At 33.3% G+C, this 22,188-nt stretch carries 28 protein-coding genes; 10 read left to right on the forward strand and 18 right to left on the reverse strand.

Features of this window, described 5'->3' with window-relative positions; translation table 11 throughout:
• Window position 1: 1 nt before the first annotated feature.
• From QYS49_RS08420 to QYS49_RS08430, 3 genes are all read right to left on the reverse strand, one after another.
• A complete protein-coding gene (locus QYS49_RS08420; protein ID WP_308351342.1) occupies window positions 2-673 on the reverse strand; it encodes a hypothetical protein in 672 nt (223 codons plus the stop codon).
• A gap of 158 nt (window positions 674-831) precedes the next feature.
• Window positions 832-1,224, reverse strand: a complete 393-nt coding sequence (locus QYS49_RS08425) for an Hsp20/alpha crystallin family protein (RefSeq protein WP_308351345.1) — start codon at window positions 1,222-1,224, stop codon at window positions 832-834.
• Complete coding sequence (locus QYS49_RS08430; protein WP_308351347.1) at window positions 1,205-1,330, reverse strand: hypothetical protein; 126 nt, start codon at window positions 1,328-1,330, stop codon at window positions 1,205-1,207. Before QYS49_RS08430 ends, QYS49_RS08425 begins: the two co-directional genes overlap by 20 nt.
• Before the next feature lie 84 nt (window positions 1,331-1,414).
• Between QYS49_RS08430 and QYS49_RS08435 the strand changes: the two genes are divergently transcribed.
• Genes QYS49_RS08435 through QYS49_RS08460 form a run of 6 tightly spaced genes read left to right on the forward strand, consistent with a single transcriptional unit; the run spans window position 1,415 to window position 6,004 of the window.
• Window positions 1,415-2,104, forward strand: coding sequence for a glycosyltransferase family 2 protein (locus QYS49_RS08435; RefSeq protein ID WP_308351349.1), 690 nt, complete (start codon window positions 1,415-1,417; stop codon window positions 2,102-2,104).
• 2 nt (window positions 2,105-2,106) lie between these two features.
• A complete protein-coding gene (locus QYS49_RS08440; protein ID WP_308351351.1) occupies window positions 2,107-3,582 on the forward strand; it encodes a cellulose synthase family protein in 1,476 nt (491 codons plus the stop codon).
• A 13-nt stretch (window positions 3,583-3,595) separates the two neighbouring features.
• Window positions 3,596-4,009, forward strand: a complete 414-nt coding sequence (locus QYS49_RS08445; protein WP_308351353.1) for a hypothetical protein — start codon at window positions 3,596-3,598, stop codon at window positions 4,007-4,009.
• On the forward strand, window positions 3,981-4,883 hold the full coding sequence (locus QYS49_RS08450) for an MptA/MptB family glycosyltransferase (protein ID WP_308351354.1): 903 nt from the start codon (window positions 3,981-3,983) through the stop codon (window positions 4,881-4,883). The genes QYS49_RS08445 and QYS49_RS08450 overlap by 29 nt, the downstream gene beginning before the upstream one ends.
• Complete coding sequence (locus tag QYS49_RS08455) at window positions 4,876-5,385, forward strand: rhodanese-like domain-containing protein (RefSeq protein WP_308351355.1); 510 nt, start codon at window positions 4,876-4,878, stop codon at window positions 5,383-5,385. The genes QYS49_RS08450 and QYS49_RS08455 overlap by 8 nt, the downstream gene beginning before the upstream one ends.
• Window positions 5,378-6,004 carry a TIGR04282 family arsenosugar biosynthesis glycosyltransferase gene (locus QYS49_RS08460; protein ID WP_308351357.1) on the forward strand — a complete coding sequence of 209 codons (627 nt, stop codon included), beginning with the start codon at window positions 5,378-5,380 and terminating at the stop codon, window positions 6,002-6,004. The genes QYS49_RS08455 and QYS49_RS08460 overlap by 8 nt, the downstream gene beginning before the upstream one ends.
• Window positions 6,005-6,443: 439 nt before the next feature.
• On the opposite strand, the gene QYS49_RS08465 is transcribed toward QYS49_RS08460, so the two are convergent.
• From QYS49_RS08465 to QYS49_RS08510, 10 genes are all read right to left on the reverse strand, one after another.
• Complete coding sequence (locus tag QYS49_RS08465; RefSeq protein WP_308351358.1) at window positions 6,444-7,118, reverse strand: hypothetical protein; 675 nt, start codon at window positions 7,116-7,118, stop codon at window positions 6,444-6,446.
• A gap of 109 nt (window positions 7,119-7,227) precedes the next feature.
• Window positions 7,228-8,058 carry a translation elongation factor Ts gene (tsf, locus tag QYS49_RS08470; protein WP_308351359.1) on the reverse strand — a complete coding sequence of 277 codons (831 nt, stop codon included), beginning with the start codon at window positions 8,056-8,058 and terminating at the stop codon, window positions 7,228-7,230.
• Between the two features lie 118 nt (window positions 8,059-8,176).
• A complete protein-coding gene (gene rpsB, locus QYS49_RS08475) occupies window positions 8,177-8,986 on the reverse strand; it encodes a 30S ribosomal protein S2 (RefSeq protein WP_308351360.1) in 810 nt (269 codons plus the stop codon).
• 30 nt (window positions 8,987-9,016) lie between these two features.
• Window positions 9,017-9,403: a 30S ribosomal protein S9 gene (gene rpsI, locus QYS49_RS08480; RefSeq protein WP_308351361.1), complete on the reverse strand. Its 387-nt coding sequence runs from the start codon at window positions 9,401-9,403 to the stop codon at window positions 9,017-9,019.
• Between the two features lie 11 nt (window positions 9,404-9,414).
• Window positions 9,415-9,858 carry a 50S ribosomal protein L13 gene (gene rplM / locus QYS49_RS08485; protein WP_308351362.1) on the reverse strand — a complete coding sequence of 148 codons (444 nt, stop codon included), beginning with the start codon at window positions 9,856-9,858 and terminating at the stop codon, window positions 9,415-9,417.
• A gap of 212 nt (window positions 9,859-10,070) precedes the next feature.
• Window positions 10,071-10,784 (reverse strand): RluA family pseudouridine synthase, encoded by a 714-nt coding sequence (locus QYS49_RS08490; RefSeq protein WP_308351363.1) that lies wholly within the window; start codon window positions 10,782-10,784, stop codon window positions 10,071-10,073.
• Between the two features lie 17 nt (window positions 10,785-10,801).
• Window positions 10,802-11,881, reverse strand: a complete 1,080-nt coding sequence (locus tag QYS49_RS08495) for a sensor histidine kinase (RefSeq protein WP_308351364.1) — start codon at window positions 11,879-11,881, stop codon at window positions 10,802-10,804.
• A gap of 8 nt (window positions 11,882-11,889) precedes the next feature.
• Window positions 11,890-12,579, reverse strand: coding sequence for a response regulator transcription factor (locus tag QYS49_RS08500; protein WP_308351365.1), 690 nt, complete (start codon window positions 12,577-12,579; stop codon window positions 11,890-11,892).
• Between the two features lie 111 nt (window positions 12,580-12,690).
• Window positions 12,691-13,725, reverse strand: a complete 1,035-nt coding sequence (locus QYS49_RS08505) for an aminopeptidase (protein WP_308351366.1) — start codon at window positions 13,723-13,725, stop codon at window positions 12,691-12,693.
• Entirely contained in the window at window positions 13,722-14,849 is a 1,128-nt protein-coding gene (locus QYS49_RS08510) for a lipid A deacylase (RefSeq protein ID WP_308351367.1), read from the reverse strand. The genes QYS49_RS08505 and QYS49_RS08510 overlap by 4 nt, the downstream gene beginning before the upstream one ends.
• Window positions 14,850-14,952: 103 nt before the next feature.
• On the opposite strand from QYS49_RS08510, the gene recA reads away from it, so the two are divergent.
• From recA to QYS49_RS08525, 3 genes are all read left to right on the forward strand, one after another.
• On the forward strand, window positions 14,953-15,993 hold the full coding sequence (recA, locus tag QYS49_RS08515) for a recombinase RecA (protein ID WP_308351368.1): 1,041 nt from the start codon (window positions 14,953-14,955) through the stop codon (window positions 15,991-15,993).
• A gap of 200 nt (window positions 15,994-16,193) precedes the next feature.
• Entirely contained in the window at window positions 16,194-16,754 is a 561-nt protein-coding gene (locus tag QYS49_RS08520; RefSeq protein ID WP_308351369.1) for a DUF3267 domain-containing protein, read from the forward strand.
• Between the two features lie 65 nt (window positions 16,755-16,819).
• Window positions 16,820-17,221, forward strand: coding sequence for a hypothetical protein (locus QYS49_RS08525; RefSeq protein ID WP_308351370.1), 402 nt, complete (start codon window positions 16,820-16,822; stop codon window positions 17,219-17,221).
• Window positions 17,222-17,223: 2 nt separating this feature from the next.
• Here the strand turns inward: QYS49_RS08525 and QYS49_RS08530 are convergent, their stop codons facing one another.
• Genes QYS49_RS08530 through QYS49_RS08540 form a run of 3 tightly spaced genes read right to left on the reverse strand, consistent with a single transcriptional unit; the run spans window position 17,224 to window position 18,894 of the window.
• Entirely contained in the window at window positions 17,224-17,685 is a 462-nt protein-coding gene (locus QYS49_RS08530; RefSeq protein WP_308351371.1) for a c-type cytochrome, read from the reverse strand.
• A complete protein-coding gene (locus QYS49_RS08535) occupies window positions 17,675-18,337 on the reverse strand; it encodes an SCO family protein (RefSeq protein ID WP_308351372.1) in 663 nt (220 codons plus the stop codon). Before QYS49_RS08535 ends, QYS49_RS08530 begins: the two co-directional genes overlap by 11 nt.
• A 26-nt stretch (window positions 18,338-18,363) precedes the next feature.
• The gene (locus QYS49_RS08540) at window positions 18,364-18,894 is read right to left on the reverse strand and encodes a CopD family protein (RefSeq protein ID WP_308351373.1); all 531 of its coding nucleotides are present in this window, start codon (window positions 18,892-18,894) and stop codon (window positions 18,364-18,366) included.
• A 152-nt stretch (window positions 18,895-19,046) separates the two neighbouring features.
• On the opposite strand from QYS49_RS08540, the gene QYS49_RS08545 reads away from it, so the two are divergent.
• The gene (locus tag QYS49_RS08545; protein ID WP_308351374.1) at window positions 19,047-19,727 is read left to right on the forward strand and encodes a Crp/Fnr family transcriptional regulator; all 681 of its coding nucleotides are present in this window, start codon (window positions 19,047-19,049) and stop codon (window positions 19,725-19,727) included.
• 159 nt (window positions 19,728-19,886) lie between these two features.
• On the opposite strand, the gene QYS49_RS08550 is transcribed toward QYS49_RS08545, so the two are convergent.
• Both QYS49_RS08550 and QYS49_RS08555 read right to left on the reverse strand, forming a co-directional pair.
• Window positions 19,887-20,813 (reverse strand): hypothetical protein, encoded by a 927-nt coding sequence (locus QYS49_RS08550; RefSeq protein ID WP_308351375.1) that lies wholly within the window; start codon window positions 20,811-20,813, stop codon window positions 19,887-19,889.
• Window positions 20,814-20,823: 10 nt separating this feature from the next.
• Window positions 20,824-22,101 carry a CHASE2 domain-containing protein gene (locus QYS49_RS08555; protein ID WP_308351376.1) on the reverse strand — a complete coding sequence of 426 codons (1,278 nt, stop codon included), beginning with the start codon at window positions 22,099-22,101 and terminating at the stop codon, window positions 20,824-20,826.
• Between the last annotated feature and the right edge of the window lie 87 nt (window positions 22,102-22,188).

Consider the following 22,188-nt stretch of genomic DNA (forward strand, 5'->3'; position numbering starts at 1 on the left):
ATTATGGTTTTTTGAATTCATTGATCAATTTAGGGAAATTGGTTCTTATTTGAAAAGAAAAGGTACTTAAGCTAGTCGGACTGTGATTATATTCCTGAATATCAGTTCTTATTCCAATAGAGGTGTGGTCAAAGATCATTAATTCTAAATTTAGCCCGAAAGCCTTTCCAAAACTCAAACCGGAAAATGCTTCTTGTCTATAAGATTTATCTTCTTTAATTGGTTGCCCAGGAGGGGTTTTTGAGCCGTGTAAGTATCTTACTTCATCTGAATAACGAGATGAAATACCAGCGTGCGGAGTAATTGTAATCGGACCTAAATTAATCCTTAAATTGGCGTCTAATTGTAGTATTAAATTATAGGAATGTTCATCGACATATACGTCTTCTATATTAAAATAGCGCTGATTAGTCGCATGCATATAACTTAGTTGACTGCTTGCATATAAGAATCTCCAAACACTTTTATCAATACCAATGTAGTGATGACGGCCCCACAAAAAATCTTGTCCACCTTCACCTGATCCAGCAAAGTACGAAATTGAACGATCTTTTTGATCAGTATTTTGAGCCAGTGAATCATTAGTAAAATGTAGGATAAGAATAACGAAAATTAATCCGAAAGTATATTTTTGTCTAAAGTGCATTTTATAATAAGGTTTGATAGTTTTCAAAACTATTAAAACCTTAGGAAATATAAAATTCTTTTATGAATTGAATTAAATAATTCGGACTTGATAAAAATAAAAAATCCTCATTTCATAACATTGGATGTTAAGATGAGGATTTGTGTAGTTGAAATTCAATGCAGACTGAAAGTCTACACGCAGGTTTATATTTGTTTGATATTTACTTCTTTTTTATTATTTGCGCTATTTTTGCCAATTGGGACAAATATTTCCAATTTGTTATCATGGTGAACTGCATCTACATCATCCGTGTCTGCAAAAACTGGCAATTGTACCTTTCTATAAAAAAGTGGGATCATTACGCCTTGATTTTCAGCAGGATGATTTATGGTAGCGAATATCTGTAAAGAGTTTTGCTCTGAAATTACTTTAAGTTGTTCAGCCTCAATACCTGGAGCATTCACCACTATCAAAAAACCATCTTTTTGGTTTTCTATTTTAAAATCAACTTGTGCAACGCCCCCTGCCAAGGTATTCAATTGGTCACCTTGGTATAATAAGTTTCTTAATAAATCTTTATTTTTGAGTAGGTTCATATTTTCTCAATTTTATAATCAATGTCTTAACATCAAAAGCTGTTCCAATCAAAACTGTATTTTCAGGTAAGCCATAATGGCGCACTTCAATACTTCGTACTGACATTTATTCCGATTAATTAGTAAATTTTGTCTATGCTGAGACATAATAAAAGTAGCGAATTCGTACTTTTGCAGTCTAAATAAACAAATGGATTCTAAAATAGTAGTTATAATTCCTGCCTTTAATGAGGAGAATGCCGTTGGTAAGGTAGTGAAAGCTATTCCAAAGGATTGGGTGGAGGAAATAGTAGTTGTAAATAATAATTCTACAGACCAAACTCGACAGGCAGCAGAAAAGGAAGGGGCATTGGTACTGGATCAGGCTATTAAAGGCTACGGAAATGCTTGTTTGAAGGGGATAGAATATGTAAAATCCAAAACACAAAAGCCAGATATCATTGTTTTTTTAGATGCAGATTATTCTGATTATCCAGAGCAATTACCTGATTTAGTAAATCCTATTTTAAAAGAAAAAATAGATATGGTAATTGGTTCAAGGGCTTTAGGAGAAAGAGAAGGAGGAAGCATGACCTTTCCTCAAGTTTTTGGAAATTGGCTAGCTACCAGATTAATTAGACTCTTTTATGGCTATCGTTTTACAGACTTAGGTCCTTTTAGGGCAATCCGTTGGGATAAGCTGATGGAGATTAATATGCAGGATAAAACCTTCGGGTGGACTGTAGAGATGCAAGTGAAAGCAGCCAAAATGAAAATGAAATGCACGGAAGTGCCAATGGCTTACAGGAACCGAATTGGAAAATCGAAGGTTTCAGGTACAGTATACGGAACAGTTATGGCAGGTTATAAAATTTTATATACCATTTTTAAATATTTATGAGCATGATTTGGGAGTGGATTATTATTGTACTTTACGGACTCAGCTTATTGTTCATATTCTTTTTTAGTTTAGGGCAGTTACACCTGACTTATCATTATTTAAAAGCTAAGAAAAAGCAAAAGAGGCAAGCTGTAGAAACGCCAGAAATGAAAGGTGATTTCCCTAAAGTTTGTGTACAGTTGCCTATTTTTAATGAAAAATATGTAGTCAATAGATTAGTTGATGCGGTTTGTCAATTAGATTACCCCAATGAATCCCTTGAAATTCAGCTTTTGGATGATTCCACAGACGAAACTACTGAAATGCTGGAAGCCAAAGCTCAATATTGGCGTTCAAAAGGAAAAAATATTCAGCTCATTAGAAGGCCAGATCGAGTAGATTTTAAAGCTGGCGCCTTAAAATATGGTATGGAAATTACTGATGCGGAATTCATCGCCATTTTTGATGCCGATTTCTTGCCACAATCACATTTTTTGAAAGCCACTGTTCCGCATTTTCAAAACGAAAAAATTGGGGTAGTACAAACCCGTTGGGGACACGTCAATAAAGATTATTCACTTCTCACTCGCTTACAAGCTTTCGGATTGGATGCACATTTCACTATAGAACAAGTAGGTAGAAATAAGGCAGGATCCTACATTAATTTTAATGGAACAGGCGGTGTTTGGCGTAAAGAAACTATAATAGATGCAGGAGGATGGTCAGCTGATACTTTAACAGAGGATTTGGACTTGAGTTATCGTTCGCAATTGAAGGGTTGGGAGTTTTTATATAGAGAAGATGTGGAATCTCCTGCAGAATTGCCGATTATTATGCCAGCCATAAAATCACAGCAATTCAGATGGAATAAAGGTGGAGCAGAAACAGCAAGAAAGAACTTTCTGAATGTATTAAAATCTCCCATTAAGTTTTCCAATAAGCTGCATGCATTTTTCCATTTATTCAATAGCTCTATTTTTATTGCGATCCTGATTACCGCTGTACTTAGTGTCCCCATGCTTTGGATAAAGAGTATTCACCCTGAGTTGGCACTTTTATTCCAAGTTGGAAGCGTTTTTTTATTAGGGTTTTTCTCCATTGCCATTTTTTACTGGGTAGCCAATAAACATTTGATGAAAGGAAAAGCTCATGGGAAATATTTCTTTAAGACCTTTCCGATTTTTATAACAGTATCCATGGGTTTGTCTTTGCATAATGCTTTGGCTGTGGCGGAAGGTTTACTCGGTTTCAAGTCAGCTTTTATCCGTACACCCAAATTCAATATTTCAGATAAAAATAGAAGCTGGAAGGATAATCAATACATTAAATTGCAATTCAGCTGGCTGAGTGTTTTGGAAATGATCTTAGCACTCTATTTTGCTTTTGCTATTTTCTTAGGATTTAGCTTGGGCGATTATGGTCTCATCATTTTCCATCTAATGTTGATGCTAGGGTTTTTGATGGTTTTTTATCACTCGGTAAAGCCGCAACTTAAATAAATTGAAAGCTTCTGTGAAGTATATAGCTGTCATGATTATGGGCGTATTGCTCATCACCATCAGTTATTTAACTTTTCGATATGAAAGCTCGCTCCTAATTGGGCAATTTTTAACTCTTTTTGCTCTTTATTTGTTTCTGGCTTTTCAGAAAAAGGAGTTTTCTCTTAATGAAATAATCACTTTTGGAATACTTTTCAGATTGCTTTTACTGCTTTTGACTCCCAATTTATCAGAAGATGTATATCGTTTCCTTTGGGATGGCAAATTATGGTGGGAAGGAATAGATGCTTATGCCTTTTTACCTTCTGAAATTGCCAAGGAAAATATTCTTAAATCCAGAGTTATTTACTCAACTCAATTCACCCAATTATTACAGCATTTATCCACCATTAAATCAATTGATTTTTGCTATTGGAGGAATACTTGAAAATACCACTTTGGGCATTATCACCATAAGGCTGTTTATTATTTCAGCCGAGATTGGAACATTAATTTTACTTCCAAAAGTCTTGATGCAATATGGTAAAGATTCAAATCTCTCACTTTTCTATGCTTTCAATCCCTTAGTGATTTTGGAATTAAGTGGGAATCTTCATTTTGAAGCTTTTGTGATTTTCTTTCTGGCTTGGGGAATTTATGAATTTGAAAAAAGAAGAAACCATAAAAGCGCTATAGCTTTGGGTTTGGCTATAAGCTTTAAGCTTGTCCCACTTATTTTGTTGGCAGGCTTTTTCAGAAAGCTGCATTTAAAACAATATATTAAGTTTATTCTATTGGCTGGTTTAGTTGCAATAGTAAGTTTTCTACCGTTTTTATTTTCCGATGCGCTAAAAGGGATTTCCACTAGTACATCTTTATACTTTAAGAATTTTGAATTCAATGCAAGCCTATATTATTTGATCAGGGAAATTGGTTTCGCTGTAAAGGGCTATAATATTATTGGTACAGCAGGTCCACTATTAGGAATATTGTCTTTTTCTGCAATGGTAATATTCAATATTCTGGCTTCCTCAAAGATGAAATTGCCTGAAAGGATGTTATGGACATATCTGATTTATTTCCTATTTGCCACTACAGTCCATCCATGGTATGTTTTACCTATTCTGGTTTTAGGAATCTTAAGTGGTTATAAATTTCCTGTATTATGGACTTTTACAGTGTTTTTCACCTACTTGGGCTATTCATTAACAGGTTTTCAAGAGTATTTGTGGATTGTTGTTATAGAATACATCTCATTGGTAATATTTATCGTATTTGAATTGATACAAAAAAGTAAAAAAAGCAAAAGACTTTATGCTTAAAATCTGGTTGAATATCATGTTGTTTTCATTTTTACAATCCTTAGTGGCTTGCGGTCAGCAGACCTATGATCAAAAGCTTCAGTCACTTTATAGTAATACGGTTCCTCTTGTTAAGCCACAAGAAGTAAAAGAAAAGCTTAATAGCAAGGAAGTAGTAATTTTAGATACTCGTTCAGCAAAAGAATATAGTATTAGTCATTTACCAGATGCTCAATTTGTTGGTTATGATCATTTTGATATCGAACAAGTTAAAGACATTCCCAAAGACAAGGAAGTAGTCGTTTATTGTTCTGTTGGATATAGAAGCGAAAAAATAGGAGAGAAGCTCAAAAATGCAGGTTTTCAGAATGTTAGCAATATGTATGGTGGTATTTTCCAATGGAAAAATGAAGACTTTGAAGTAGTGAACCAAAAAGGACAAATTACCGATAGTGTACATGTTTATAATAAGCGCTGGGGAAAATGGTTGGAAGAGGGAAAAGGGATTAAAGTTTATGAATAAAAAGCGTTTGTTAATTATCTTCGTTAAAAATCCTGAATTAGGTAAATGTAAAACCCGATTGGCGGCTACAATAGGTGATGAAAAAGCATTGAATTTTTATAAGAACATGCTGGTAAGAACCAAAGAAGTAACTGTGCATGTCAATTCTGATAAAGCAGTATATTATTCTTCTTTCATTGATGAGAATGATTTATGGCCTAATCAGGCACCATTCTACAAGCATTTGCAATATAAAAATACTGACTTAGGGATCAAAATGCAATCGGCTTTTGAGGAAGCCTTTCAAAGTGGTTATGAATCAGTTTGTATCATCGGAAGTGATTGCTATGCTTTAGATGAGAAAGTGATCAAAAAGGCTTTTGATGCTTTAGAAAATCAAGAAACTGTTTTGGGCCCTTGCAAGGATGGTGGTTACTATTTATTGGGTATGAATAAATTGTATCCTGAGTTTTTTAGAAATAAAAATTGGAGCACGGAGACCGTCACGCCAGATACTATTAGAGATTTTATTGACCTCAGATTAAATTATAGCTTATTGGATGAGTTGATTGATATAGATAATGAGGAAGATTTAAATTCATTGCCTAAAGAGAAGATTATCGAGTTATTATCATTTTAGGCCGCATTATTCAATAAGTTTATAATAAATCAAAATGAATTTTTGGGGTTAAACCTATGCTCCTCCTAATAAATACTACAAACTTTCAAAATTAAATATTATCCCGATAAATACGAAACAGGTCTTTCTCGAAGAGGGAAGTTAGTAGGACAAAAAGGCGGGCCTGCTTGGGCAGACAAGCCAGCGTTGTGATATAGCGATAAAGCCAGCCAATAGCTGGTCAGCCTTTGGCTGATTTCTTTTTGATCAAACAAAAAGAAAAAGTAGAAACTGCGAAATATAATTTTGGTATAAATCTATATTTAATATCTTAAATCTCATACTCCCTCTAAATCAAAGCTTTCTGAGGTTTTAGATATGATGAGATTTCAGATTAAGGACTTTATATTTGCTATAATGAAAATTAGAGTTTCATTTTAATTTTCAAGAGAGCCCAAACCTAATCTTGAACTTTATTTATTCTTTTTCCAAATGTCATCATAAACGAAGCTCCTAAAGTATTTTGATTAAAAAATCGTTCATCTGGAGGAGCGAATCCTGGGCCTTCAAAATTTTTCATTTGAAAATTCAGAATATTTAATCTCATTCCTGGTACAAGTATTAAATCATGAATTTCAATATAACCATTGAATAATATATGATAACCAATATTAACTTGGTATTCGGCACTTCCTAAATATTGATTATTCTCAGTTAGTTTTGCCGTACCTGGAATTGCTAAGCTCATTCCACCTCCAATACTAAAACCATCTATATTTCGAGAGTCTTCTGTAAGAATAAACTTTGATAAGCTAGCCTCAATTGATTTCCAGTTAAATGAATAGGATGATAAATATTCCGCACCATTATTTAAAATGTAGTAGCGTGAGAAAAAACTGGCATTAATTCCCAATTGCCCATTCCATATCAAATTATTTTCTGTCCAGTATTCAATGCCAGCATTTAATTTTAAACCGCCACCAGGTTTGTAAAAGAGAAGTTGTTGGTTTATTTCTATTGGGTTTTGAATAACACCCATATTAAGTCCAATTGTGCCATTTAGATATAAATCTTGGCTAGATGCATGGTTAAAATATAGGCCTGAAAGTAAGAACAGTACAAGTATCCTTTTCATTATATTATAGAGAATGTTTTCGACTTTGAAAATAAAAAAAAGCCTTTGAATAATCTATCCAAAGGCTCATTATATGTTTTCTAAAATTTAGATTCTAGAAATTTGTATTTTATCCAATCGCTACTCTCTTGAATTCAGTAACAGTCATTCCTTTATTAACTGAATCTAAGTATTGAGCAATAGAAGTTTTGTTATCTTTTACGAAAGCTTGAGGTAATAAAGTACTTTCTTTGAAGAATTTGTTCAATTTACCTTGAGCAATTTTTTCTAACATTTCTTCTGGCTTGCCTTCCTGACGAGCAGTTTCTTTTCCTATTTCGATTTCTTTTTCGATTACTGAAGAATCAACACCATCTTTATCAACTGCAACTGGGTTCATAGCAGCAATTTGCATTGCAACATCTCTACCTGCATCTTTTACATCAACACCACCAGTGTTTTTCAATGCAACCAAAACGCCTAATTTAGCACCAGCGTGAACATAAGAAACTACTTTTTCACCAGATAAAGTTTCGTAATGACTGATTTCGATTTTTTCACCGATTTTACCTACCATTTCGATTACTTTCTCACCAATAGTGATGTCTTCATAAGGGATTGCTTTTAAAGCATCCATGTCAGCTGGCTTTTCAGCAGCAACTTTACCGATGATTTCCTCACCAAATTTTTGAAAATCTTCATTTTTTGAAACGAAGTCAGTTTCACAAGTTAAAGAAATTAAGAAAGCTTGCGTTTCATCATCATTAGTTTTGATGAAAACATTTCCTTCAGTTGTTTCTCTATCGGCTCTTTTTTCAGATAATTTCTGTCCTTTTTTTCTTAAGAACTCAATGGCTTTGTCAAAATCACCATCAGCTTCAGTTAATGCCTTTTTGCAATCCATCATGCCGGCACCTGTTATTTCTCTAAGCTTTTTTACTTCTTGTGCTGTAATAGCCATGCTTAATTGATTTTAATGTTAAATTTTATTTTATGGAATGGGTTAAATAAAAAATTGAACACCGGACAAAGTCTGATGTTCAATTTTTTTATTTATTCAATATTGTTCATTTGAAGAATTATTCAGCAGACTTTTCAGAAGCTTCCTCTTTCTTAGGCTCTTCCTTTTTAGATTCCTCTTTAGCATCTACTGCTTTTTTCTCTTCTTCAGCTTGTTTCATTTTAGCATCATCTTTCTCTGCTTTTCTTTCCATTAAGCCTTCTTCAATAGCTTTACCGAAAGATTTCAAGATTAAGCTGATTGATTTCCATGCATCATCATTAGCAGGAATTGGATAATCAACTTGAGTTGGATCAGAGTTAGTATCCACCATTGCAAAAACAGGGATATTTAATTTCTGAGCTTCTTTAATTGCGATGTGCTCTCTTTTAATATCGATAACAAATAGCGCAGAAGGGATTCTGTTCAAGTCGGCAATACCACCTAAAACTCTCTCCATTTTTTCCTTCTCTCTTTGAATCATCAAACGCTCTCTTTTTGCAAGATTAAGGTATGATTCTTCTTTTTGCATCTTATCGATGTTAGCCAATTTTTTCAATGACTTTCTGATAGTTGCAAAGTTGGTCATCATACCACCTTGCCATCTATCCACTACATAAGGCATGTTTAATCTTTTTGCCTCTTCCATCACGATATCCTGTGCTTGTTTTTTTGTAGCAACAAATAAAACTTTTTTACCAGAACGAACATGTTGCTTAATTGCGTGACATGCTTCATCTAAAGCAGCTAAAGTTTTATTTAAATCAATGATGTGGATGCCATTACGCTCCATGAAAATGTAAGGAGCCATTTTTGGATCCCACTTTCTTGTTAAGTGTCCGAAATGGACACCAGCTTCAAGTAAGTCGTTGTACTCAAGCTTAGCCATAAGTGTTTATATTTATATTGTTTGTAAAAATTAACGTTTCGAGAACTGGAATGCTCTTCTCGCTTTTCTTCGTCCGTATTTCTTACGTTCAACCATTCTAGGGTCTCTAGTAAGGAATCCTTCTGCTTTCAATGCTGGTCTATGTTCAGGATCAAGTTCACAAAGAGCACGAGCAATTGCTAAACGTACTGCTTCTGCTTGACCTGCAACTCCACCACCATCAACATTAACTTTCAGGTCGAAAGAACCTTCAGTTTTTGTTGTAGCAAATGGTTGGTTAACGATTGCTTGAAGAATTTCTGTTGGGAAATAATCTTTTATATCCTTTGTGTTAACGGTAATAGCACCTTTGCCTGACTGCATATACAATCTAGCAACAGATGTTTTTCTTCTACCAATGGTGTTTATAATTTCCATCTATTGATTTTTTAGATTTCTTTAACTTTAGGTTTTTGTGCTTCATGACCGTGCTCTGCTCCTTCATATACATAAAGGTTTCTGAACAAGTCTCTGCCCAATCTGTTTTTCGGCAACATGCCTCGTATAGCTCTTTCTACTAATAAAGTAGAAGATTTCGCTTTCAACTGACGAGGGGTGATTTCACGCTGACCACCAGGATATCCTGTGTAGTGCTGGTAAACTCTATTATCCCATTTCTTTCCAGTCATAAGGATTTTGTCTGCATTGATAACGATCACGTTATCACCGCAGTCCACATTAGGCGTAAAACTTGGTTTGTTTTTACCACGAAGAATTTTGGCTACATCGCTGGCAAATCTACCTAATACTTTTCCTGCAGCATCTACTACAACCCAGTCTTTTTCAACTGTTGCTTTATTTGCCGAGATGGTTTTGTAACTAAGCGTATCCACTATTTTTTCTTTTTGTTAGTTCTTAACTCCTTATTAATTAGCTTTTTACAGATAGTAAACATTTATGATCGGGCGAACTATCCGCTAAAAGGGACACAAAGATAGAAGCTTATTAATTGAAAAACAACATCCTACGGAAAAAATCGCATTGATTTACATATTGTTTTTGCTCTTTTTCAATGTAAATCTCAAAGATTGACCAATTTCCATACTTAACTATTTTTTTCCAATTGCTTTAGCGCCACTTCTATGTCTTTAGGATAGGGGGCTTCAACTGAGATTAATTGCCCTTTTAAATCTGTTAAACTTAAAGTGACTGCATGAAGGGCAAATCTTTTAATAATAGGTTGTTCTTCTTTTTCTTTCCCTTTAACATACTTCTTTTTAAAGGAAGATAAATACAATGCTTGACCTCCATAGGTTTCATCTCCTGTAATAGAAGCATTTAAGGAGGCTAAATGGACTCTAATTTGATGCATTCTTCCTGTTTCAGGTCTGCAAGCAACTAAAGTGTGCTTTTTAAAAGTTTTGAGTGTATTGAAAATAGTCTTAGCATTTTTTCCTTGCCTATGTGATATTTTGACATATCCTGATGCGGTGGTATGCAAAGGTAAATTCACTTCTTCATCATTAAATTGATGTAATCCATCTACGATAGCATTGTAAATTTTTTCTACTTGCCGGTGTTCAAATTGCATAGATGCATTTCTATAGGCTTCAGGATTTTTCGCTACTAATAATACTCCTGATGTTTCTTTATCTAATCTATGACAGATTTGATAATCATCATTGTATTTTTTTACTAAAGATAAAATCGTCACTGGATCGTTTCTATCAGCTAATGTGGAAACGAATGGTGGTTTATTAATAAAAATATAATCCTCTGTCTCTTCTATAATCAGAGGTTTTAGTGATTTGTAATACATTCTAAAATTAAAATTATTTACTCTGCCTCTTCATCCTCTACAGGTACATACGGTTCTGGTATTTTTTTCACAGGTAGTTTAAAGCTAAACAAAGAACCTTTCCCCACGGTACTTGTAACGGATACAGAAGAACCGTGTGCTTCTATAATATGCTTCACAATTGCTAAGCCCAGACCTGTACCACCTCTTTCTTTAGACCTACTTTTATCGATTCGGTAAAATCTTTCAAATATTCTCTTTATGTGTTCAGGTGATATTCCAGCACCATGGTCTTGAATTGCTATGATAACATCCTTATCTGTTATTTCAAAACCGACCACAATTTCGGTATTTTCATCGGAATATTTGATGGCATTGGAGATCAAATTTACAATTACTTGATAAATACGTTGATAATCAGCAATTACATTGATTGGTCCTTCATATGTCTTATCAAATTGAAGATCCATATTCTTTTTGTCAGTTTTCCCCTCAAACTGGTCAAAAACATCTTCAACCAACCCCAATAAATCAATTTCTTCAAAATGCATGGTGATTTCACCAGCTTCAATATGGGAGAGCGTTAATAAATCATTGACCAACATTTCCAGGCCATCCAAGCTTTTGGCAGCTTTTTTAAGAAATTTACCTCTCACTTTTTTGTCTTCAACAGCCCCATCCAAAAGCGTATAAACAAATCCTTGAGCAGCGAAAATAGGGGTTTTCAATTCATGAGATACATCAGCAAGAAACTCACGCCTGTAGGTAGCCATTCTTTTCAGCTCATCAATTTCTTGTTGCTTATTGGCAGCATAACTAAAAATTTCTTGATTGATTTTCCTTAATGGATTAGAAGATTTTTGAGTTTCTATATCATTCACGAATGAATAATCTTTTTCTCCAAGCTTATTAAAAACTTCATAAAGTTTGTTGATTTCCTTGAAAAATAGGAATTCCAATACGATGCTAATTAGTAAGTAGGAAGAAGAGGAAGATAAAATAAAGGTGAGAACCAATGCTGTTGTTCCAACGCCTTCTAATAAACTTAGAAAGGCAGTCGTAACTATGGCAATTGAAAGTGCTAATAAAACTGAAACTCCTCTGGAATTAAAAAGCATAGTTTTTACTATTCCATATCAAATTTATAACCAACTCCTTTTACAGTGGAGATATAACCATCTCCGACCTTTTCTCTTACTTTACGAACATGGACATCAACCGTTCTGGCTAATACATAAACGTCTGAACCCCAGATATTTTGCAATAAATCGTCTCTGTTAAAGACTTTATTGGGGTTTTGAGCAAGGAAATATAATAATTCAAATTCTTTTTTAGGTAATGAAACCTGTTTACCATCTACCGTGACCGTGTAACTAGTTCTGTCAATCATTAAACCACCAATTGTGATTTTATTGCTATCCTTTTGTTTCTTAATATCTCGCCTAAAATAAGCATTAATTCTACTCATTAAAGCGCGTGGTTTTATTGGTTTAGTGATGTAATCATCAGCGCCATTTTCAAATGCAGCAACTTCAGAATATTCTTCAGAACGGGCAGTAAGGAATATAATGAATGCATTAGCCGATTCTGGACTTTCTCTGAGCTGACGGCAGGTTTCTACACCATCTTGATTAGGCATCATGATGTCAAGCAGAATCAATTGTGGTTGAAACTTTTGAGCTTTTTCAACTGCCGTTTTTCCATCTTGAGCTGTTTTTACCTCATAGCCTTCTTTTGTGAGGTTATATTCCAATAACTCTAAAATGTCTGATTCATCATCAACGACAAGCACCTTGTGGCTTTGCTTGTTTCCCATGGTTTATTGTATTTTGTTTTGGGCTAAATTCGATAAAAATATTTATAAATTAAGCGATTAAAATGGTAATAACAATTTCTTAATATTGAATTAAACTTTAGGATATATTTATTATAAAGAATCGAAGTTCTTATGATAGAAATCTAACATTTTCAAAACATCTCCATTAAACTCTTCTTCCATTTCATTTTTTAGTAACTGCTGATGTCCAGAATAGCGTTTAAATGATAATAAATAAGCATTATTCACATCCATTTCACTTTTTTGAAACTTAGTGTATTTCGGATTGATAAACTTTTGTTTCTTTAAATCTTCCTTAAATCTTTCTATAAAATAATATTTCTGATTTTCTTTTTCTGTAGTTTTAAAGGTTTCGATTTGTTGATAAAGACTATCGAATTTGGGTATGTAATTCCTAACAAATTGATTTAAAGATTGTCTATCTTCAAGATGCGTTAAGTATTCTTTATAATCTTCCTCAAATTTTTCATGCTGTTTTTTAAAAAATAGTTTGGTGAATTCCTGTCCGAAAAAGGAAGCTAAGTTTTCATTGAAATCGACACTATCTTTTATAAAAATTTCATCGTGTGTGAGCTCATGGAAAATCAATTCAGCTAATCTTCCATTGCTGTATTGCAATACATTGCTTAATAATGGGTCATTCAACCAACCTAGTGTTGACCAAGCACTTGCGGTTCTTAATCTCACATCAAAACCATCTTTTTTTAATTCTTGTTCAAGTTTTAAAGCTTCTTCTTTAATGAAAAATCCCTTATAACTAACTTTCCCTAAAACTGGAAATTTCCATTGATAGCTTTCTAGTTTGTAAGGATAGGCTGCCGTTACCACCCACATCAATTCCTTTCCTTTTTGGTCAAACATTTTTTCATATTGATCTTCCGAAGAGAATCCTAATTCAGAATGTGCAAAAGATTTGACTGCTTCAACTAGTTTGATTTTTGCTTTTAAAGAGTCGGGGTAGGATGGGTTTTCAAAATATGAATCCAGTGGTTCAGCATTATACATGATAGAAAACTGACCTTTAGCTTGTTGTAAACCATATCGGATTAAATCCCATTTCAATACAATGAAGATAGTGACTATGATTAAACCGAGGAGTATTATTTTACGGAATACAGACTTCACTTATTTTTTATGGGTAGTGTTTTAAAAATATTAAAATAAATAGCGTGGGAGAATTCAAACACTTGATTTTTGAAATCCCAATAAGGTTCAAACCTTAATAATAAAGTTGAAGATTCTCCAATATGAAATTCATTCATCACTCTTAAAATTAATAGTTGCCGCTCATCTTCAAAATATCTTGAATTTGGATCAGTACTATAGGATTGATAAAGTCGACCACCTTTATAAGAATAAAAATGATCTCCATGCCAATAGCTCAGCATAAAATCCCCAATTTTTGTTTCCAAAGTTCCGTTCATGTAGTAACCATAACCTTGAGTATATGGTAACATGAAATCAAAACTATTATCTATATAATGCAAAAAATAACCCTCCCATTTATGGCCTTGAATAAAGCCTGTATTGTATTTTTTATGATAAGAAGCCCCAACTGCATTATTAAATCTGGTAACTAATGGTTGTCCTCTCAATGCATCAATTTGCCCTGCACGATGATAACCTCTAAACTGATAATGAAGTGTTGCTTTATTGCCATTCTTTTTAATTAGATCATATTGACTTACTAATCCACCAGAGACTTCTTCTTTAAAAGGAGAGTCCTGGTAGATCATTTTTTCCCAATTTATCCACGCATCAAAAAATATTTTTTCGGTATTGAATAAATACTGGATCCCATTTTCGGGAGTATCAACCAATAATCTTTCAAAATCTTCAAGAGGTTCCAGCATTCGGTGATGGATAGATCCATTATAATTTCCAAAAATTAATTGACTGTTATTCCAATCATATAGAATACTGAAATAGGGGATGGAGTAAGTGAGGTTATTATTCCCGAAATCTTTTTGAAGAAAAATACCAGCTTGTATGTTAACTTGTTCATGTAATTGATAACCAATGCTTGGGGTAAATCTGGTACCGAACAAAGTATAGCCTTTTACGATTCTATTGAAATACTCATTATTTTTATTAAATGACAAGATCCTCATAGAAAAACTAAATGGATCATCCAAAGTGCTATCCTTTTCAATTTTTTTTTCGAACCCTGTATTATCTAATTGAGCCATTAAAGGATTAACACAAAAGGCTAAAATAATGAAGTAAACAGTAATATATTTGAATTGCATAAAATTTAGTTATAAAGCGAGGCTAAAGCATTTGGCAATTGTTTCTTTTCCTGCTAAATTCGATGCAGCAATTTACAAATAAGCCCTATACAAAATATTAAAGATGAGCGAAAAAAGCGAAAAATTAAAAGCATTACAACTAACTATTGATAAACTGGATAAAACTTACGGGAAAGGTTCCGTAATGAAGTTGAGTGATGAGAAAGTTGTGGATGTTCCATCCATTCATACTGGTTCTTTAGGCTTAGACATAGCATTAGGAATCGGAGGTATTCCAAGAGGAAGAGTGATAGAAGTTTATGGTCCTGAATCTTCAGGTAAAACCACCTTAGCCATGCATTGTATTGCTGAAGCTCAAAAAGCAGGTGGAATGGCTGCCATTATTGATGCTGAGCATGCTTTTGATAAAGCGTATGCTGAAAAATTAGGGATTGATACTGAGAATTTGTTGATTTCTCAGCCGGATAGTGGAGAGCAAGCTTTAGAAATAGCGGAACATTTAATTCGCTCAGGTGCTTTGGATATAGTTGTGATAGATTCCGTTGCAGCTTTGGTTCCTAAAGGGGAATTGGAAGGCGAAATGGGAGATAGTAAAATGGGGCTGCAAGCCAGATTGATGTCTCAGGCATTGAGAAAATTAACTGGGGCAATTAGTAAAACAGGCTGTTCATGTATCTTTATTAACCAGCTAAGAGAAAAGATTGGAGTAATGTTCGGTAATCCCGAAACTACAACTGGTGGTAATGCATTAAAATTTTATGCTTCTGTTCGATTGGATATCAGAAGAATAGGGAGTATCAAAGAAGGGCCTGATAACATCACTGGAAATAGAGTGAAGGTTAAGGTTGTGAAAAATAAAATGGCTCCTCCATTCAAAGTGGTAGAATTTGACATCATGTATGGAGAAGGAATTTCTAAGGTAGGGGAGATTATTGATTTAGGTGTAGAATTAGATGTGATTAAGAAAGCCGGTTCTTGGTTCTCTTATATGGATAATAAACTAGGGCAAGGTAGGGATTCAGTCAAATCTTTAATTTTGGATAATCCGGAACTGATGGAAGAATTAGAAACTAAAATCAGAGCAAAAATAAACGGTGAAGATTTGGAAGAGAAAGCCGGAAAGCCTGAGAAAGCTAAAAAGTAATTTCAAATATTTATTTCTTTAAATACATATAAAAGCAGCTACTGAATGGTGGTTGCTTTTTTTGTATCCACTTACATGTAAAATTCATTAAAGCTTAATATGGTTTTTAATTTATTAGTTTGATTTTCACTTACATTTATGTGTAAATGAGCCCTGAATATTTAAAAAATAAAAGCCAATTTCAAAATGTGCTTTCCATTATGGATAGCTCAGAATGGTTATTGTTTATTAGTACTTTCATTCGTAGAAATAACCCCATCACTAAAATTTATTGGATTTATCTATTACTCGGTTTGATTGGAGGTGTTTATATCCTATTTAATGATGATTTAGTAAGCATTGAATCTAGGTTTTGGATTGTGGGCTTAACTGGTGGATTGTTACTTTCGCTATTAGTTAGTCCTGTTTTGCATGAACTGATTCATTCATTAGCTTTTAAATTTTTCGGTGCAAAATCTATAAAATTCAAATGGAGTTGGAGCCTTTTTCGCTTTAATGTTCAGGCCAATGATTTTGTTTTAAGCAAAAAGAAATATTATTTAATATGTAGCATTACATTTTTCCTTTTTTCAATTTTACCATTCATATTAGCTTTCTACACTGATGGCATAATCCTTTTTACGTTACTTTCCCTTTCTTTTTTTCATGCGCTTTATGCTATGAAGAATTTAGCCGTATGTAGTTACTTATATAAGTTTCCAAACTGCTTTATATACAGTTCTGAAGAAAATAAAACTATTTTTTATAAGTCAATACCATAATTTTCGCTTAATAAAACCTCCTTCATTTATTCTCGTTTCCGAATTAAATTCTTTAAGCTAATATTATGAAAACTTTACTTAAATTAAACCTAGTGCTAATTGCTGTGCTTGTTATAAGTTGTGAATCAAAGGAGAAGGAAGTCGAAAAGCTGAAATCTGAAACCATCGCAGTTCATGACGAAGTGATGCCCAAAATGGATGACATCATGAAATTGAAAAAATCATTGAGAGAAAAAAAAGATTCAATTTCAACAGAAGGAAATCAAACAATTGAAGAGTTAATTAGCTCGCTTGAAGAATCAGATAATGCCATGATGAATTGGATGCGAAATTATGATCCACAGATGAAGGATATGTCGGAGGATGAAAAAATCGACTATCTAAATGATCAAAAATCTTCTATTGAAAAAGTAAGTAAACAAATGAAAAATAGTATTTCTGAAGCAGAAAGATATTTGAATCAATAGAATTAATGGCAGTTGGAAAGCGACTCTTCAACTGTCTCTAATTCAATCATTCCTTTTTCATTTCCCCAGCTATTGAAGATATAGGTTGAGATTTCCGCGATTTCCAGGTTAGTTAATCTGTCTAAAGCTGGCATTGCCTGATTATACGTTTTGCCATTAACCTTAATCTCTCCTTTTAAGCCATTTTTTATAGCACAAATGCTTCTAGGAATATCAGCTAACATATAATCTGACTTTGCTAATGGTGGGAAAAGCTTACCTAAGCCATCGCCATTTTCTTGGTGGCAATTGCTACAATGGGTAGTATAAAGTTGCTTGCCCTGTATCATATACTTGGCATACTTCTGCATTTTAGCATCAGAATAATTTTTAGTAGCGGAGTTTTTAAATTCCTCGTATCTACCACATGAAACTAGTACAAGGATAAATATTACAATGGAGAAAAATCCTGATTTACTCTTCATAAGTAGCCAAAAGTAATTCGATGTCAGTGATTAATTTATCGACTTCTTCAGATCGTGTTCCATCATAAACCCCTCTAATCTTTCTTTCTTTATCCACTAATACAAAAGCACCACTATGAAGATAACCACCTACTTCGTTTTCATCTTCCATGGCAGTTACCATATAGCCTTTTTGACCTAATTCGTAAATAGCTTCTTTTTCTCCTGTAAGAAAGTGCCATTTTGGTGCTTTTACATCCAGTTTTTCGGCAAAATCTTTCAATAAAGCAACGGTGTCGTATTCAGGATCAATGGTGTGAGAGATAATGGCAACTTTATCATTCTCTTTATAAGCTTCATATACCCTCAGCATTTCTTTTTTCATAGTGGGGCAAATGGTAGGGCAAGAAGTGAAAAAGAAATCAGCTACATATACCTTTCCTTCAAATGTTTCAGGAGTAACCCAATTGCTGTCTTGATTCACTAATTTGTAGTCAGGAATTGTGTGATCCACAGTATCCGTTACAATTTTCCCATCTACTTCCTTTTCAACATATTGCTTTCTTCCCAATACAGGAAATTCCGCCTTTTTATTCTTTTGGTTCTCTAATCCGCAAGCAACTAATGTTAAGCTTATAAATGTGAATAGAATAATTGATTTAAATTTATTCATTTTGATTAATTACAAATTATTAATTACTAATTCTCTCTCAGGGCTTTATAGATTTTAATGGCAACCATTAAAAGGACTCCAAATCCTATAAAACCAACTGTTCCCCATATCCAGTTGATTTCATTTTTAAGAACTATTAAGAATACTACGGCAACCAGGAAAAGAGTTGCTACTTCATTCCAAATTCTTAACTGCGTAGAACTGTATTTGATTTCCCCTTTTTGCAGTTTTTTGTAAATATAATGACAAGAGAAATGGTATAAGTAAAGGAAAAACACAAAGGTTAATTTGATGTGCATAAAAGGTTGCTGTAACCAATTAGGTCGTAGTAAAAGTAAAGTGGTTGCCAAGACCAAAGTTATGATGGCAGATGGCCACGTGATAACATTCCATAAAAGTTTGGACATCTTACTTAACTGATTATGCAGAATTGATCTTTCAGGTTCAGATTTTTGAAGAGCTTCTGTTTGATAAATAAACAGCCTTACAATATAGAATAATCCTGCAAACCATGTGACTACAAAAATGATATGCAAAGATTTAATATATAAATACATATTGTGTTAATTGGAATTTTACTTTAATGATTTAGTAATTATTAATTTCACTCTGTTGCAAAAGTAATGAATATGAACAAACTTTTGTTTAGTTCCGTAAAGTATAACGTTATAATCAATAGTAAATATCACATTTTATAAACCCTATTCAAATGGCAGACTCTACCAAATTATGGTATTTTGAAAATGTTGATTTGTTCAATATTCTTTGTCCTCATAAAATTGAAGGAATAGAAGATGATCATCCCATGACTAAATTTAAGAAGGAAGAGTTTGTGTATTTCCCAGAGGATGTCTCAAATTATATTTATATGATAGCCGAAGGTAGAATAAAAATCGGCTCATATCTTGAAGATGGTAAAGAATCAGTTAAAGCGATTTTAAGTAAAGGAGAAATTTTTGGTGAATTGGCTTTAGCTGGTGAGGATACAAGACAAGATTTTGCACAAGCAATGGATAGCGGAACCATCATTTGTCCTATGACTTTAAAAGATATGCAAAACTTGATGGCAAATAATCAGCCTTTGAGTTTTAAAATGATGAAATTAATAGGTCTACGCCTTCGGAAAACAGAGAGAAGATTAGAATCATTGGTTTTTAAAGATGCAAGGACAAGAATTATAGAATTTCTGAAAGATGAAGCAAATGAGAGGGGAAAGAAAATAGGTTTTGAAACTATGATTCCTAGTCATTTTACTCATAAAGATATTGCAGCCTTAACAGGAACTTCAAGACAAACCGTTACTACTATCTTGAATGAATTACGAGAAAAAAATATTATCAATTTTGATAGAAGGAAGATCCTGATTCGGGATATGGAACTATTGGCATAAAAAAAGGAAGCACTTTTCAGGCTTCCTTTTTTAGTTTAGGTTTGGTTTTAATTCTTAAATTGCTTTAATCTACCAATTGATAATCAGTCCAGATATCTATTGGGACTGATTATCAAATAGATTTAACAGATTCACTATTAAATGCCTAATAGGCTCTATTTAATTTGTAAATCCATTTCTGATCAAGAAATCTTCATAAGCTTTTTCAAAAACCGGAACATCCGGTGCTTTCTGAATGGCTTGTTCATAAGCTGTCAAAGCATCTAAAAGTAAGTCGTTATCTTCATAGAAAGCAGCCATAATTAATTTATCCATTGCTGACTCACCTTCGATCTCACTTTTTAATTCTTTTAAAGTAGCTTTAATCTCAGCAGTTTCATCCTCAGGTTTGATGGTGATCGCATAATCATCAGATTTTAGATCCTTTCCTTTAACCTGAACTTTTACTTTAATAAAAGATTGATCTTTGAATGCTTCTTCAGTTCTATTTAACATGTAAGAAGTTTTGTCAACTGTTTCTGTTTTGATAGTTTCATCGAATAGATTACTAAAAGTAAGTTCATATTTTAATTCTTCGATTTCACCTTCCTGCTTAGGCTTATTCCATCTTAAGATGACTTCATCATTAATGATTTCACTTGAACTTAGTGCCATAATCTTAATGGAAGCACCGCTAGCTAAAGCACGATCAACCGCACCTGTAGCACCAATACTTTTTCTGTAATCACCACTACCTTCTTCATCACTCATTTTGTTCATTACAAAATCAGCATATTTGCTGGCAACACTAGTATTTTTGCTTTTTAAATTAGCAGCTAAGCCTGAAACAGTATGAGAACCAGGGGTTTTAACTTCTAAGGTTTTACCAGAACTGTGCATTAAGCCTAAATAAGCCTCATCTGATAGTTTTAATTCATCGCCTGAATTTAAAGACTGTCCTGTTTTTAAAGGGCTCCAATCTGCTCCTTCAATTTTTACAGAATTATCGCCTTTGTTTGCCAGTACCTTAAATACGTAACTTTGGGCATTAGCAGCGTAATTACCTAGCCATAATACCACGACTAAAATTTTAATTAAAGATTTCATAATTCTCGGTTTAATTGATTTCTACTTTGTCCTTTACTCTTTTATTAACACTAAATAATTCTTTTCTACCTTCTTTGGTAAACATATTTTTCACTACTCCATTATAAACTTCTAAGGAGTCACCCACTACCGCCACAACACCCATTGCGAGTGTTAATTCTAAATTAATATTGTATAAATGGTAGCTGTATATAATAGCTCCTAATATAAGTAATAACTCTATTAACTGAACTATTTTTGTTATTCCGTCATACCAATTCTTCAATGCATAATATACCCACATAAAAGCTACTACATTAAGATAGCATAATAATACGGCTATTATAATTTGATAATGCTCTTCTAATTTATAAACATAATCTTCATCCATTATCATGGATATGATATTAGCGTGAATTACAGCCCCGTACATATCAGGAGCTCCTCTACCTGCATATTTTTTATTTAAAGGTGTGTAATATTTATCTTCAACATTATAAGGGTCACCGAAATATTCACCTAGCATCCCGAAAATCACTATTTTGTCTTCAATTAATTCAGGGACAAAATTTTCATTTAATACATCTGGCACATCCAAGGCAAAGAAAGTAGGAGCGAAGTTAGTTTCACTTCCCATTGCATTTCCTTTGTAATTAATATACTCAACATCATTATCGCGTTCGATAAATCTTTTTACTTTTTCAGGAGCTTTGTATTCTGCTAATTTTACTGCAAATGCATAATGCAAACTGTCTTTGTTTAAGTAGGGCTCTTTTGGAATAAAAGATCGGCACGTTTTCACGTCTTCCTGTTCCACCCCTTCACCCACTATTAAATTGGCAAAACCAAAATCTTCAGCATGTACTCTGAATTTCTCAGCTGATAGCTTCAATGAATCAACCACTTTATCATCCCATCTTTCCAATTTAGTAGCCATTACTAAGTTGTCCACTTCTTTAAAAGCATTAACCAAGGCAGTGTCTTGAGCCTCACCTTTAGGGTAAGGAAAGAATGTGTCCATTCCTATTACTTTTGGATTGTATTTATTAATGATCCTAACTTGTTCTGCAATTAAACGTCTTGGCAACCTACCAATATTGACTAAAACAATATTATCGTCTGCAGGTGGGTCTTCTCTTAAAGTAGAGTAAACTATATCATTAAATTCTACATCTTCTAACGCTTCACCAACAGGATCTATAGCATCAAAAACATTTATTAAAGAGAAAAGTCCAAAAATCACAACGAATATAAAGGCTGTTGCCAATATTGAATCAATCCATATGTTCTTGAAGATACTTCCTTTCATCCTTTATTAAAATAATACATTTTTTTAATTGAATAGTAAAATTAATTTAATTTATTGAATATAACAATTATATGTATAAAAAATTGC

It is taken from the genome of Marivirga salinae (assembly GCF_030503855.1).
GTDB lineage: Bacteria > Bacteroidota > Bacteroidia > Cytophagales > Cyclobacteriaceae > Marivirga > Marivirga salinarum.

Coding starts and splice junctions, on each gene's coding strand:
- QYS49_RS08425 (WP_308351345.1), bottom strand. CDS start 1,224: ATGAACCTACTCAAAAATAAAGATTTATTAAGAAACTTATTATACCAA.
- QYS49_RS08430 (WP_308351347.1), bottom strand. CDS start 1,330: ATGTCAGTACGAAGTATTGAAGTGCGCCATTATGGCTTACCTGAAAAT.
- QYS49_RS08435 (WP_308351349.1), top strand. CDS start 1,415: ATGGATTCTAAAATAGTAGTTATAATTCCTGCCTTTAATGAGGAGAAT.
- QYS49_RS08440 (WP_308351351.1), top strand. CDS start 2,107: ATGATTTGGGAGTGGATTATTATTGTACTTTACGGACTCAGCTTATTG.
- QYS49_RS08455 (WP_308351355.1), top strand. CDS start 4,876: ATGCTTAAAATCTGGTTGAATATCATGTTGTTTTCATTTTTACAATCC.
- QYS49_RS08460 (WP_308351357.1), top strand. CDS start 5,378: ATGAATAAAAAGCGTTTGTTAATTATCTTCGTTAAAAATCCTGAATTA.
- QYS49_RS08465 (WP_308351358.1), bottom strand. CDS start 7,118: ATGAAAAGGATACTTGTACTGTTCTTACTTTCAGGCCTATATTTTAAC.
- tsf (WP_308351359.1), bottom strand. CDS start 8,058: ATGGCTATTACAGCACAAGAAGTAAAAAAGCTTAGAGAAATAACAGGT.
- rpsB (WP_308351360.1), bottom strand. CDS start 8,986: ATGGCTAAGCTTGAGTACAACGACTTACTTGAAGCTGGTGTCCATTTC.
- rpsI (WP_308351361.1), bottom strand. CDS start 9,403: ATGGAAATTATAAACACCATTGGTAGAAGAAAAACATCTGTTGCTAGA.
- QYS49_RS08490 (WP_308351363.1), bottom strand. CDS start 10,784: ATGTATTACAAATCACTAAAACCTCTGATTATAGAAGAGACAGAGGAT.
- QYS49_RS08495 (WP_308351364.1), bottom strand. CDS start 11,881: ATGCTTTTTAATTCCAGAGGAGTTTCAGTTTTATTAGCACTTTCAATT.
- QYS49_RS08500 (WP_308351365.1), bottom strand. CDS start 12,579: ATGGGAAACAAGCAAAGCCACAAGGTGCTTGTCGTTGATGATGAATCA.
- QYS49_RS08510 (WP_308351367.1), bottom strand. CDS start 14,849: ATGCAATTCAAATATATTACTGTTTACTTCATTATTTTAGCCTTTTGT.
- recA (WP_308351368.1), top strand. CDS start 14,953: ATGAGCGAAAAAAGCGAAAAATTAAAAGCATTACAACTAACTATTGAT.
- QYS49_RS08520 (WP_308351369.1), top strand. CDS start 16,194: ATGGATAGCTCAGAATGGTTATTGTTTATTAGTACTTTCATTCGTAGA.
- QYS49_RS08525 (WP_308351370.1), top strand. CDS start 16,820: ATGAAAACTTTACTTAAATTAAACCTAGTGCTAATTGCTGTGCTTGTT.
- QYS49_RS08530 (WP_308351371.1), bottom strand. CDS start 17,685: ATGAAGAGTAAATCAGGATTTTTCTCCATTGTAATATTTATCCTTGTA.
- QYS49_RS08535 (WP_308351372.1), bottom strand. CDS start 18,337: ATGAATAAATTTAAATCAATTATTCTATTCACATTTATAAGCTTAACA.
- QYS49_RS08540 (WP_308351373.1), bottom strand. CDS start 18,894: ATGTATTTATATATTAAATCTTTGCATATCATTTTTGTAGTCACATGG.
- QYS49_RS08545 (WP_308351374.1), top strand. CDS start 19,047: ATGGCAGACTCTACCAAATTATGGTATTTTGAAAATGTTGATTTGTTC.
- QYS49_RS08550 (WP_308351375.1), bottom strand. CDS start 20,813: ATGAAATCTTTAATTAAAATTTTAGTCGTGGTATTATGGCTAGGTAAT.
- QYS49_RS08555 (WP_308351376.1), bottom strand. CDS start 22,101: ATGAAAGGAAGTATCTTCAAGAACATATGGATTGATTCAATATTGGCA.